The following is a 12,464-nucleotide window of genomic DNA, read 5'->3' as shown; positions in this document are numbered from 1 at the left end:
TCGATTTCCTCGGCCGGAGCATCTTCCGGCCCCCACCCGGGCCGCTCGTCCTCGGGGCGGTCGCCACCGTCGTACCGCTGATCGTCATCCCCCACCACTGAAACGCACGGGAGCGGAGACCACCATGCCCAAGACCACCCTCAGCCGCGAAGAGATCCGTTCCTTCGCCCGGCTCAGCCCGTTCGAGCTGAAGGACAAATTCATCGCGATCGCCCAGTCGGCGCAGAGCGACAAGCCCGGCCAGAAGGGCAAGACGACGCGGGCCATGCTCAACGCGGGCCGCGGCAACCCGAACTGGGTGGCCACCGGCCCCCGCGAGGCGTACCACGCGCTGGGCTACTTCGCGATCTCCGAGTCCCGCCGGGTGTGGACGGCCGACAACCTGGGGGGCATGCCGGAGGAGGTCGGCTGCGCGGAGCGCTTCGAGCACTTCATCCGTACCCACCCGGAGCTGCCCGGCATCGAACTGCTCAGGGCGAGCGTGGATCTGGCGGTGAAGCGGTTCGGCTTCGACCCCGACGCCTTCGTCCATGAGCTGACGGACTCCTCGATCGGCGACAACTACCCGGTGCCCGGCCGGATTCTGCGTCACACCGAGCAGATCGTGCGCGGGTACGTCGCGGACGAGATGTTCGACCACCGTCCGCCCGCCGGGCAGAACCTGAGCCTGTTCGCCACCGAGGGCGGCACGGCGGCGATGTGCTACATCTTCGACTCGCTGCTGAAGAACGGGATCTTGAAGAAGGGTGACCGGATCGCCCTGATGGTCCCGGTGTTCACCCCGTACCTGGAGATCCCGGAGCTGGACACGTACGGCTTCGACGTGGTCCGTGTCGAGGCCAGTCTGTTCACGGAGACCGGGGTGCGGCAGTGGCGCTACCCGCCGGAGGAGATCGCCAAGCTCGCCGATCCGACGGTGAAGATGGTCTGCTGCGTCAACCCCAGCAACCCGCCCTCGCTGGCGCTCTCCCCGACGGTCTCCGAGCAGATCGTGTCGATCGTCGCCGAGCGGAACCCGAATCTGATCATCGTGACCGACGATGTGTACGGCACCTTCGTGGAGGACTTCCGCTCGCTCGCCGCCGATCTGCCGCGCAACACGATCCTCGTGTACTCCTACTCCAAGCACTACGGCGCCACGGGCTGGCGGCTCGGGGTGATCGGGCTGCACGACGACAACGTGATCGACGCGATGCTGGCGGCGCAGGGTCCGGAGGAGAAGGCCCGGCTGAACAAGCGGTACGGGACGCTGTCGCTGGAGCCGGAGAAGATCGCGTTCATCGACCGGCTGGTCGCGGACTCCCGGCAGGTGGCGCTGAACCACACCGCCGGGCTGTCGCTCCCCCACCAGGTGATGATGTCGCTCTTCTCGCTCTTCGACATGCTGGACGAGGGCCAGGCGTACAAGCACCGCATCCGCGCCATCGTGCGGCAGCGCCTGGAACTCCTGCTGGAGGGCGTGCACATGAAGGTCTCCGAGGACCCCAAGCGGGCCGCGTACTACATCGAACTGGACCTGCTCGCGGAGGCCGAACGCGTCCACGGGAAGCCGTTCGCCGACTTCCTGGAGAAGAACTACGAACCGGTCGACCCGCTGTTCCGGCTGGCCGAGCAGACCTCGGTGGTGCTGCTGAACGGTGGCGGCTTCGACGGACCGGAGTGGTCGGTACGGGTGTCGCTGGCCAACCTGGACGACCTGGACTACCTGAAGATCGGCCACCATCTGCGGGCGATCTTCGACGAGTACGCGCAGGAGTGGCAGGCGCGGTAGGCCCCCGGTCCAGGTGCCGCGGGGCGCCGGGTCAGGCGCCCCGCAGCATGCCGAGCGTGGCCTCCAGCTCGGCCCTGGCGGTCCGGGCCGCCTCCTGCGCGTCGCCCGCGACAACGGCCCGGACGAGGGCGGCGTGGGTGTCCTCACCGTGGCCGGGATGGGCGGTGCGCAGGTCCAGCAGGTCGACGAGGTCGATCAGGCCCTGGCGCAGGGCGGGGGCGAACTCCGCGAACAGATCGGTGAGTACGGGGTTGTGTGCGGCGGCCACGACCGCCCGGTGCAGCGCGATGTCCGCGTCGACGAACTCCGCGTCCCCCCAGCCGCTCGCCGCCCGGCGGGCCGCCATCGCCCCGTCCAGGGCGACGAGGTCGTCCTCGGTACGGCGCTCGGCGGCGAGCCGGGCCGCCTCGACCTCGACGATCATCCGGACCTCGTAGACATCGGTGACCGCGGCCCGGCGCAGCCGCGTGGGCCAGTCCTCGTGCGGGCGATCGGCGATGACGAAGACCCCGGCGCCCTGCCGGGCCCGGACCAGCCCGGTCGCGGCCAGGGCGCGCACGGCCTCGCGGACCGTGGAGCGGCCGACCCCGAGGGTCTTGGCCAGGGTGGTCTCGCCGGGAATCTTCGTGCCGACCGGCCACTGTCCGCCGGTGATCTGCTCGCGCAGGTGGTCCGTGGCCTGCTCGACGAGGGGACTGGGGCGGAGCGGGCCGAGGGGTCGGCCGAGCGGACCGGGCGAGGACACGAGTTTCACCTGTCAGGTTGTCTGAGGACTTGTTCGGTGGCTACTGTACCGGCATGACGCTCAGCGGTCTCCTTCTTCTCGGCTGCCGCGGCGGGGCCTGAAGCGACCGGCACCCCGCCGGGGTGCCGTGCCGTGCCGGTCGCGTCCGGCGACCCGAGAAGAGACCGTTTCCATGTCCGACGTCATGCCCGGCTTTCTGCCCGACTCCACCTCCGACGTCATGCCCGGCCCCACCTCCGGCTCCACGTCCACGACGCACGGCTTCCCCACCCTCCGTACGCCGCGCGGCCCCGTCCCGGCCGGTGCGCCCGCCTGGAATCCGCAGCGCGCCAGCGAGATGCCCTCGCACCGCTACCGCTCCGCCTTCGACCGCGTCGAACTGCCGCTGACCGGCCGTCGCTGGCCCGACGCCCGGATCGAGCGGGCACCCCTCTGGGTGCCGGTCGACCTGCGGGACGGCAACCAGGCGCTGGCCGAACCGATGGACACCCCGCGCAAGCGCCGGATGTTCGACCTGCTGGTGACGATGGGGTTCAAGGAGATCGAGGTCGGCTACCCCTCCGCGAGCCGGACGGACTTCGACTTCGTACGGCATCTGGTGGAGAGCGGGGCGGTGCCCGGCGACGTCACCCCCGTCGTCTTCACCCCGGCCAGGGCCGACCTGATCGAGCGGACCTTCGCGTCCGTGGCGGGGATGGACCGCGCGGTCGTCCACCTGTACATCCCGACGGCGCCGGTCTGGCGCGAGGTGGTGCTGGGCCGCAGCCGGGCCGAGGTGCACGGGGTGATCCGGGAGGCGGCGACACAGATGGCGCGGCTCGCGGCGGCGGCGCCGGACACGGACATCCGGTTCGAGTTCTCCCCCGAGGTCTTCATCCTCACCGAGCCGGACTTCATCCTGGAGATCTGCGACAGCCTGACCGAACTGTGGGACGCCTCCCCCGACCGGCCGGTGATCCACAACCTCCCGGCCACGGTGGAGATCGCGACGCCGAACGTGTACGCGGACCAGATCGAGTACATGCACCGGAACCTGGCCCGGCGGGACTCGGTGATCCTCTCGGTGCACCCGCACCACGACCGCGGTACGGGGGTGGCCTGCGCCGAACTGGCCGTGCTGGCGGGCGCCCAGCGCGTGGAGGGCTGCCTGTTCGGCAACGGGGAGCGCACGGGCAACGTGGACCTGGTGAACCTCGCGCTGAACCTGCACGCCCAGGGGGTCGACCCGATGATCGACTTCTCCGACATCGACGAGATCCGCCGCACGGTCGAGCACTGCAACCGGCTGCCGGTGCCGCCGCGCCACCCGTACGGCGGCGACCTCGTCTACACCGCGTTCTCCGGTACCCACCAGGACGCCATCAGCAAGGGCCTGGCCCACCAGGAGACGAGCGGTTCCGCGCTCTGGTCGGTGCCGTACCTGCCGATCGACCCGGCCGACGTGGGCCGTAGCTACGAGGCGGTCATCCGGGTCAACAGCCAGTCCGGCAAGGGCGGCATCGCCCATCTGCTGCACAGCAGCTACGGCGTGGACCTGCCGGCCGCGATGCGGGCCGACTTCTCCCGTACGGTGCAGACGGCCACGGACGACAGCGGGCTGGAGGCCACCCCGAAGGACCTGTGGGAGCTGTTCGAGGCGACGTATCTGAGGCCGGGACGGGACGGCGCGGTCGCCCTCACCTCCTGGACGGCGGACCGCGGCCCGACAGGTGAGCACCGCTTCGTCTGCACGCTCCGGACGGACGACGGCCTGCGCGAGGGCGAGTACGAAGGCACGGGCAACGGCCCGGTGTCGGCGTTCACGCACGCGCTGGCGGGTGTGGGGATCGAGGTCGAGATCCTCACCTACACGCAGCACGCGACGGGGCGGGGCCAGGGCAGCCCCGCGATGGCGTACGTGGAGTGCCTGGTCGGCGGGCGGCGGTGCTGGGGTGCGGGCCAGGACACGTCCGTGCTGGCCGCCTCGGTGACGGCCGTGCTCTCGGCGGTGAACCGGGCGGCCTGAGCCGGGAGGCGCCTGAGCCGGGGCCATCGGAGGCGCGCGCCGGCCGGGGTGGGGCGCGCGCCCCGGCCGGGGTGGGGGGGATGGGGACCGGCCGGGGCGCGCGGGGGGTGGGTGGCTACGTGCAGGCGCCGACCCCGAGGGCCACACCCTGCCGGGTCAGGCCCTCGGGCATCACCGGGAAGGTGGGGCCGAATTCGAGGCCCCGGTCGGACCGGGCCTTGCCGGTGACGTACTGCCCGGTGTGTCCGCTGTTCCGGCCGCCGGTCCTGGTGTACGTCGCGCCGACCGCCCCGGTGCGGGTGCTCGCCGTTCGGCGGTGCGTGCCGGTGCCCATCGAGTGCCTGCCTCTGTCCTGCGGAAGTGAGGGATTCGGGAGCACGCTAGCGGCATCGATTCCGGCAAAGGGGGTGATTCGGTCCGGAGTCGAGGTTCTTAGGGCGGGCTTAAGGAACCCATCGGCGCGGGTTAATGGTGCGGGTCGGCGGCGGCCTGTGGTGCGGGTAGGCGGCGGCCTGTGGTGCGGGTCTTCGCGGACCAGCGAGTCGGATCAGCGGGTCAGGTTGGTGGGTCGGGTCAGCGGGTCGGGCCCGCGCCGCCGGTGCCCCGGGCTTCCGCGTTCCGGCGGATCTTTCCGCGCCGCTGACGGCCCACCCGTCGCCCGTGTCCTCGGCCGCCCCGCTCCGGCCGGCTCCCGTGCAGCCCGATCCAGATCCGGACCTCCGTACCGCCGAGCACCGAACGGCCGATGCGCAGGTCGCCGCCGGTGGCCTCGGCGACCCGGCGCACGATGTCCAGACCGAGCCCGGTCGAGCCCACCGCGCCCGCCGCGCCGCCCCGGCCGCTGGAACCCCGGGCCAGGGCCGCCTCCGGATCGGCGATCCCGGGACCCGCGTCCGAGACCAGCACGATCACCGCGTCGCCGCTGTGGTGCACATCGACCGCGAAGGCGGTGCCCTCGGGGGTGTGCCGGAAGACATTGCCGAGCAACGCGTCGAGGGCGGCGGCCAGTTCGGGCCGGGCGACCGGGATGCGTACCGTACGGTCCACTCCCGCGAGGCGCACCTCGCGCCCCTCGTCCTCGGCGAGCGCCGACCAGAAGCCCATCCGCTCCCGGATCACCTCGGAGGCGTCGCAGCCGGCCCCCGCGCCCTTCTGCACGCCCTGGGTCTGCGGGCGTTGTTCGCGGGCGGTACGGATGATCGTGTCGACCTCGTGCTCCAACTGCTCGACCGCGGCCCGGGTCTGCTCGGCGGCCGGCCCCTCGCCCAGCGAGGCGGCGTTGAGCCGGAGCACGGTGAGCGGGGTGCGCAGCCGGTGCGAGAGGTCGGCGGCCAGTTCGCGTTCGTTGGCCAGGAGCTGGACGACCTGGTCGGCCATCGAGTTGAACGCCACCGCGGCGGACCGCAGTTCGGTGGGCCCCTCCTCCGGGACCCTGGTCCCGAGCCTGCCCTCGCCCAGGTCCTGGGCGGCGCCCGCGAGCCGCTGGGCGGGCTCCACCATGCGTACGCCGAGCCGGTCGGCGACCGCCACCGAGCCGACGATCAGCGCGATGCCGACACCCGCCAGCATCAGCCAGGCGGTGGCCACCCCGTGGGAGACCTCGCCCTCGGGCACGAACACCTCGACGACGGCGATGTCCCCGGAGCCCAGGGCGATGGGCGTGAGCAGTGCGGAGCCGCCCCGCACCGCGGTGATGGAGGCGCGCCCGTCCTTCCGTGCGGTCTCCACGTCCTCGCGCGGAGCGCGCCGGGTGCCGATCTCCAGCGCCCGGCGCCCCGGCTCGTCGGCGGCCGGGACATGGACGGCGAGCCGCCCCTCGTCGCCCGGTTCGGTGGACAGGACGGCCCGGGTCAGCTCCTTGCGGTCGGTGGTGATGGAGAGGGTCGGGCCGATCGTGGCGGCCTGCCGTTCCGCGTCGGAGAAGGCCCGGTCGCTGGCCATCTCCTTGACGACGAGCGCGAGCGGTACGGCGAACGCGATCGCGACCATGGCGGTGACCGCCAGACAGACCTTGGCCAGGGCCCATCTCATGCGGGCGGTTCCACGGCCGGTGGCTGGAGCTTCACGCCGACGCCGCGCAGGGTGTGCAGATAGCGCGGGCGGGCCGCGGTCTCGCCCAGCTTGCGGCGCAGCCACGACAGATGGACGTCGATGGTCTGGTCGTCGCCGTAGGACTGCTGCCAGACCTCGGCCAGCAGCTCCTTGCGCGGGACGACGACGCCCGGCCGTCCGGCGAGGAAGGTCAGCAGGTCGAATTCGCGGCGGGTCAGATCGATGGCCGCGCCGTCCAGTTCGGCCTGGCGGCGCAGCGGGTCGATGGCGAGCCCGCCGACCCTGATGATCCTGGGCGGCGACGCCTCACCGCCCGAGGCGCGCGAGCGGCGCAGCACGGCGGCCATCCGCGCCGAGAGGTGTTCGACCGAGAACGGCTTGGTCAGATAGTCGTCCGCGCCGTCGTTGAGCAGCCGCACGATCTCGCTCTCGTCGTCCCGCGCGGTGGCGATGATCACCGGTACGTCGGTGATGGACCGGAGCATCTTCAGTGCCTCGGCGCCGTCGAGATCGGGCAGTCCGAGGTCGAGGACGACCACGTCGAAGCCGTGGTGCGCGACCTCGCGCAGCGCTTCGAGCGCGGTCCCCACACTCCGTACCGTATGAGCGGCCTCACTGAGGTGCCGGATGAGGGCGGAACGTACGAACTGGTCGTCCTCGACCACGAGCACACTTGCCATGGGCGGCACCGTACGCCATTCAACGGCCCCCGGTCCCGCCGCCGGAGGTACGGGGACAGCACGGGCCCGGGTGGTGCAGGATGTCCCGGATGCAACGAGGACTCGTACACGCGATCGCGTGGTCGCTCGCCACCGGGGCGGCGGTCACGCTGTCGTGGTGGGGCGTGCACACGGTGATGGCGGGGACGGCGTACGACCCTCCGCGCGCCGTTCCGATCGCGGTGGGCTCGCGGGCTCCCGAGGGGCCCGAAGAGGCCGACCGGGAGCCGGTGTCGTCCTCGACACACCGGGCCGCCCCTCCCCCGTCGCCGCGCACCTCCGGCCCGGAGACCTCGGGCCCGGACGCCACGTCGTCGCCGTCGTCCGCCCGGCCGTCCCGGCAGCCGTCCGGCACCCCGGCGAGGAGGTCGGCGCCCGCGGGCGAGGTGAAGGGGTACCGCACGGACGGGGGCCGGGTCGTCTTCGAGCTGGGGAGCGACGCGGCGAAACTGGTCTCGGCGACCCCGGAGCCGGGCTGGTCGATGCAGGTCTGGACGAACGCGGCCTGGATCCGGGTGAACTTCAGTGACGGGGGCGAGGCGACGTACTCGGTGTTCTGCACCTGGAACGGTCATCCGCCGACGGTGCAGATCGTCGACCCGTAGGCGGGTGCGCGGGGATGCCGGGCGGGGTGCGCGGGGATGCCGGGCCGGGTCGTGCGTACGCGTCCCCTGGCGCTATGTGAAGGCCGAGGGCGGCGGTGCCGGGGACGGTTTGGCGGCCTCGTCCGTGACGACGGCGGCGCCTCCGGTGAAGTCCGCGAGCGCCCGCCCGTGTTCGACGCGGCCGGGGTGCGGATCGCTCGCGACCCGGCGGGTCAGTTCGGCGACCGCGAGCGGCAGGTCCGAGGCGAGCAGCACCGCGTTGCCGAAGCGACGGCCGCGCCACACGGTCGGGTCGGCGGCGAGCGCCAGTTCCGGGAAGGCGGTGGCGGCGGTGGCGATCTGGCCGCGCAGGTGGGCCAGCGGCGGCCCGTCGGCGAGATTGGCGACGTACTGTCCACCCGGCTTCAGGACCCGGCGCACCTCGGCGAGGAATTCGGCTGAGGTGAGATGGGCGGGGGTACGGGCCCCGCTGAACACATCGGCGATGACGAGGTCGGCCCAGCCGTCCTGGATCTTGCCGAGCCCGGCGCGGGCGTCCGTGGAGCGGACCCTGATCCGGGCCTGCGGGTCCAGCGGGAGTTCCCTGCGCACCAGTTGGACGAGGGCGGCGTCGACCTCGACGATCTGCTGGGTGGAGCGGGGGCGGGTCGCCGCGACGTAACGGGCGAGGGTGAAGGCGCCGCCGCCCAGATGAAGGACGTGCAGCGGCTGCTGCGCGGGGGCGGCGAGGTCGATGATGTGGCCGATCCTGCGCTGGTACTCGAAGGAGAGGTACGTGGGGTCGTCGAGATCCACGTGCGACTGGGGTGCGCCGTCCAGCAGCAGGGTCCAGCCGTGCGGCCGTTCCCGGTCGGGTATCAGCTCGGCGAGGCCGCCGTCCACCGCCTCGGACGTCTCGGACGTCTCGGCCCGCTCTCCCTTGCCGGTCCGGCGCTCCTGCTTGCGCGCGGAACCCTTCCGTGCGCCCGCGCCCCCGGCCGGCGCTCCTCGACGTGCCACGTTCGCTGATCCTCGCTGATGGGGGCCCGGGGTACCGGCAACGGCGGCAGATCCGCCCGTCCGGCCATTATGGGCTCAGCTGCAGTTGTCGGCCGCTTCGATCACCCGGGCCGCCTGGTCGAGCGCGGCCCGGAGCGCGGCCGGGTCGGTGACCGGGGCGTCGTCAGCGGGCGGCAGCAGCCAGCCGGAACCGGAGACGGGCGGCTCGGCGGGGATGCGCAGCCCGCGGCCGTTCGTGGACGTACAGGCACTGCCCGGTACGTCCCATGCCTCGGCGGTGCCCGGCGGCACCAGGAATCCCAGGGTGTCGCAGGCCCCGTCGTGCAGCACCGGGCCGACCGGCTCCTGGTCGGCGCCGCGGCGCAGGATGTCCACGGCCTCCAGGCCCTGGCGGGACGGGACGGTGACCAGGTCGCAGGGTTCCTCGGCGGATCCGGCCTCGGGGGTCGGCGAAGCCGCCACCTGACCCGTGGGATGGGTTGTCGGACCTGCGGGGTGCGTTGCCGGGCCTGCGGGATGCGTCGTCGGAACTGCGGGATGCGTCGTTGTTGCCGCCGGATCGGCCGCCACGGCCGTCGGGTTCGCCGCCACGGCCATCGGATTCGTCGTCGTGCCCGTCGAGTTCGTCGCGGTCGTACGTGAGCCGGTCTCCGAGCCGAGATGCAGCAAGGGAACCCCTCCTCTCATCGCCGAACGGAGCCACACTCCGTCTCCATGTGGACCAACGCGCAGACAGCGTCAAGGGCTACGGCGCCACGCCGCCGCAAAGGGTGGCAGTTCATGGCGGATCAGGGGGGAGTTATCCCTTTTGTAGGGAAACTCTGTGTATGTGGTTCGTCACACCAGGTACGTTCTTGCCCCGCCGGGACACCTGAACACAGGAGCCCGGCCGCACCGGAGAGGGCCAGCCATGGTGTCGACAGGGGCAGTTCCCAACGTCGTCTTCCGCCAACTGCGCGGCCGGCGTTCGGCGGGGGAGTTCGCGGCGGCCGTCCGCAGGGCCGCCCGCGAGATCGGCGAACACGTCGCGTGCGATGCCCGGTACATCGGGCGCGTGGAGTCCGGCGAGATCCGCTGTCCCAACTACGCGTACGAACGGGTCTTCCTGCACATGTTCCCCGGGTCGTCCCTGGCCGACCTGGGGTTCTCGGCCCGCGAGGCCGTACGCGGGAGGGGGGCGCGCGACACGGTCCCGGCGCCCTCGCCCTCTCCACCCCCGCCCCTTCCCCCGCCCGCCACGGGCCGCGGCGACATCGACATCGACGAGGAGAGCGACGTGCTGCGTCGCGTGTTCATGACGAGCGGTACCGCCACGGTGGCGGCCGCGTCCCTGAGCTTCGACGGCACCCGCGCGGCTGCCGCCCCGGTCCTCCTGCCCGCGCAGCGCCGGGTCGGCGAGGCGGAGGTGGCCGCCGTCGAGAAGGCGGTGCGGCAGATCCGGCTGCTGGACGACCGGCACGGCGGCGACGGACTCTACCGGCGGGCGGGCCGGCCGCTGCGTGCGGCTTACGCGCTGCTGGACTCCGGGACCACGACGCGGCGTGCCACCGCGGACCGGCTGCACGCGGGCGCGGGTGAGCTGGCGATCTCGGTGGGGTGGCTGGCGCACGACTCGGGCCGGTTCGACGACGCGCGCTCGCACTACGCGGAGGCGCTCGCCATGGCCCGGCTGGCCGGTGACGCGGCGCTGGAGGCGCACGCGTTCTGCAACGCGTCGTTCCTGGCGCGGGACACCGGGCGGCCCCGGGAGGCGGTGCGTGCGGCGGAGGCCGGACAGCGGGCCGCCCGCGCGCTCGGCTCGCCCCGGCTGCTGGCGCTGCTCGCACTGCGGGAGGCGGGGGGCCGGGCGGGGCTCGGCGACCGGACGGGGTGCGACCGGGCGATCGGCCGCGCCCGTGCCGCGTTCGAGCGGGGGCCGGCCGCCGCCGATCCGGAGTGGATGACCTTCTTCCGGGACGCGGAGCTGGAACTGCTGGAGGCGCAGTGCTGGTCGGCACTGGGCGACTGGTCCCGGGCGGCCCGGCACGGGCGGCGTGCGGTGGCGCTCCAGGACGCGCACTTCACCAGGAACCTGGCGCTGTACCGGGCCCAGCTGACGGGTGACCTGGCACGGGCGGGCCTGGCCGACGAGGCGGCGTCGACGGGCCACCAGGCGCTGGACCTGCTGGACCGGGTCCGTTCCTCCCGGATCCGCGGAATGCTGGCGGGGGCGGCCCGGGTGCTGGAGCCGCGGGGTGGGGCGGCGGGGGTAGCCACGTTCCTGACCCGCCACGCAGACCGCGACCGCCACTGAGACGTTCCGGGCGCACCCATCTCAGCCCGTCCGGCGTCCGGGGGCCCCTACATTCCGGGCGCGCACCCATTCCAGCCCGTCCGGCGATTGAGGACGGAACCGGTAAGCACGTCCCCGGGTACGAAATCAGGCCGCCCGGCGTCCGGGGCCCCCTACATTCCGGGCGCGCACCCATTCCAGCCCGTCCGGCGATTGAGGACGGAACCGGTGAGCACGTCCCCGGGTACGAAATCAGGCCGCCCGGCCCCGCAGGACCGCGAAGGTGCGCCACCCCCGGCACAAGGGTTCCGTCCTCAATCGCCGGACGGGCTGAGTAGGTACGCCCCGCCCCCACACAAGGGTCCCGTCCTCAAACGCCGGACGGGCCGAGTAGGTACGCCCCGCCCCCACACAAGGGTCCCGTCCTCAAACGCCGGACGGGCCGAGTAGGTACGCCCCGCCCCCACACAAAGGTTCCGTCCTCAAACGCCGGACCGGCTGAGTAGGTGCGCCCTGCCCCCGCGCAAGCGGACGGGCCAAAGGCAGGCGCCGCGCAGCTACTGGTGCAGGTGGCCCGTGTCGTTCCAGCGTTCCACCGCCGGCATCCCGTACGCCCACCCCAGCACCGACAGCGACGTCGGATCCAGCCTGATCCTGGCCCCGAAGGACACGTCCTCGCCCAGCCACCGCGCCCCCAGCGCCCGCAGGATGTGCCCGTGGGCGAAGACCAGGACGTCCCGGTCCGCCGAGCGCGCCCAGTCGACGATCTCGTCGGCGCGGGCGGAGATCTCCGCCGTCGTCTCCCCCTCCGGCACACCGTCGCGCCAGATCAGCCAGTCCGGCCGGTCCGCCCGGATCTGCGCCGGGGTCAGCCCCTCGTACGCCCCGTAGTCCCACTCCATCAGCGCGTCCCACGGCTCGGCACGCTCCCCGAACCCGGCGATCTCGCAGGTCTCGGCGGCCCGGACGAGCGGGCTGGTCCGCACCTCCACCCCGGGGAGCCCCGCCCAGGGCTCCTCGTGCAGCCGCGCGCCGAGCAGCTTCGCGCCCGCACGGCCGAAGTCGAGGAGCGGGATGTCCGTCCTGCCGGTGTGATTGCCCTGGACGGACCACTGGGTCTGGCCATGCCGGGCGAGCAGGATTCGCGGTGCCATGACGGCTCTCCCTGAAACGGTGGAACGGTGAACAGGTCCCGGACTGCGGTGGCCGGGACGGCTACGGAGGGACGGCGACACGGCTCCGGGCTCGGTCGAGGACGGAGCCGATTCGTCCCGCTCCATCATCTCTCACGTGCCC

General features: G+C 72.8%; 11 protein-coding genes. 4 read left to right on the top strand and 7 right to left on the bottom strand.

What is annotated here, in order from left to right; genetic code table 11:
* The first annotated feature begins 124 nt into the window (after window positions 1-124).
* Window positions 125-1,771 carry a bifunctional aspartate transaminase/aspartate 4-decarboxylase gene (locus OG413_RS17315; protein ID WP_266806571.1) on the top strand — a complete coding sequence of 549 codons (1,647 nt, stop codon included), beginning with the start codon at window positions 125-127 and terminating at the stop codon, window positions 1,769-1,771.
* A 31-nt stretch (window positions 1,772-1,802) separates the two neighbouring features.
* On the opposite strand, the gene OG413_RS17310 is transcribed toward OG413_RS17315, so the two are convergent.
* Window positions 1,803-2,516: a FadR/GntR family transcriptional regulator gene (locus OG413_RS17310; RefSeq protein WP_266806570.1), complete on the bottom strand. Its 714-nt coding sequence runs from the start codon at window positions 2,514-2,516 to the stop codon at window positions 1,803-1,805.
* Between the two features lie 184 nt (window positions 2,517-2,700).
* Here OG413_RS17310 and leuA point away from each other — a divergent pair, with 184 nt between their 5' ends.
* Entirely contained in the window at window positions 2,701-4,521 is a 1,821-nt protein-coding gene (leuA, locus tag OG413_RS17305) for a 2-isopropylmalate synthase (RefSeq protein ID WP_266810211.1), read from the top strand.
* Window positions 4,522-4,636: 115 nt separating this feature from the next.
* Here the strand turns inward: leuA and OG413_RS17300 are convergent, their stop codons facing one another.
* From OG413_RS17300 to OG413_RS17290, 3 genes are all read right to left on the bottom strand, one after another.
* Window positions 4,637-4,855, bottom strand: coding sequence for a hypothetical protein (locus OG413_RS17300; RefSeq protein ID WP_266806569.1), 219 nt, complete (start codon window positions 4,853-4,855; stop codon window positions 4,637-4,639).
* Between the two features lie 239 nt (window positions 4,856-5,094).
* Window positions 5,095-6,552, bottom strand: a complete 1,458-nt coding sequence (locus OG413_RS17295; RefSeq protein ID WP_266806567.1) for a HAMP domain-containing sensor histidine kinase — start codon at window positions 6,550-6,552, stop codon at window positions 5,095-5,097.
* On the bottom strand, window positions 6,549-7,253 hold the full coding sequence (locus OG413_RS17290; protein ID WP_266806565.1) for a response regulator transcription factor: 705 nt from the start codon (window positions 7,251-7,253) through the stop codon (window positions 6,549-6,551). Before OG413_RS17290 ends, OG413_RS17295 begins: the two co-directional genes overlap by 4 nt.
* An 89-nt stretch (window positions 7,254-7,342) precedes the next feature.
* Between OG413_RS17290 and OG413_RS17285 the strand changes: the two genes are divergently transcribed.
* Entirely contained in the window at window positions 7,343-7,897 is a 555-nt protein-coding gene (locus tag OG413_RS17285) for a hypothetical protein (protein ID WP_266806563.1), read from the top strand.
* Window positions 7,898-7,969: 72 nt separating this feature from the next.
* On the opposite strand, the gene OG413_RS17280 is transcribed toward OG413_RS17285, so the two are convergent.
* Together OG413_RS17280 and OG413_RS17275 are read right to left on the bottom strand one after the other, a co-directional pair.
* Entirely contained in the window at window positions 7,970-8,896 is a 927-nt protein-coding gene (locus OG413_RS17280) for a spermidine synthase (RefSeq protein WP_266806561.1), read from the bottom strand.
* A 75-nt stretch (window positions 8,897-8,971) separates the two neighbouring features.
* On the bottom strand, window positions 8,972-9,358 hold the full coding sequence (locus tag OG413_RS17275) for a hypothetical protein (protein WP_266810209.1): 387 nt from the start codon (window positions 9,356-9,358) through the stop codon (window positions 8,972-8,974).
* A 448-nt stretch (window positions 9,359-9,806) separates the two neighbouring features.
* Here OG413_RS17275 and OG413_RS17270 point away from each other — a divergent pair, with 448 nt between their 5' ends.
* Window positions 9,807-11,189 carry a tetratricopeptide repeat protein gene (locus OG413_RS17270; RefSeq protein ID WP_266806560.1) on the top strand — a complete coding sequence of 461 codons (1,383 nt, stop codon included), beginning with the start codon at window positions 9,807-9,809 and terminating at the stop codon, window positions 11,187-11,189.
* Between the two features lie 536 nt (window positions 11,190-11,725).
* Here the strand turns inward: OG413_RS17270 and OG413_RS17265 are convergent.
* Entirely contained in the window at window positions 11,726-12,322 is a 597-nt protein-coding gene (locus tag OG413_RS17265) for a histidine phosphatase family protein (protein ID WP_266806559.1), read from the bottom strand.
* Between the last annotated feature and the right edge of the window lie 142 nt (window positions 12,323-12,464).

Source organism: Streptomyces sp. NBC_01433, assembly GCF_026340105.1.
Taxonomy (GTDB): Bacteria; Actinomycetota; Actinomycetes; order Streptomycetales; family Streptomycetaceae; genus Streptomyces.
This window is presented reverse-complemented; position numbering and strand designations above follow the sequence as displayed.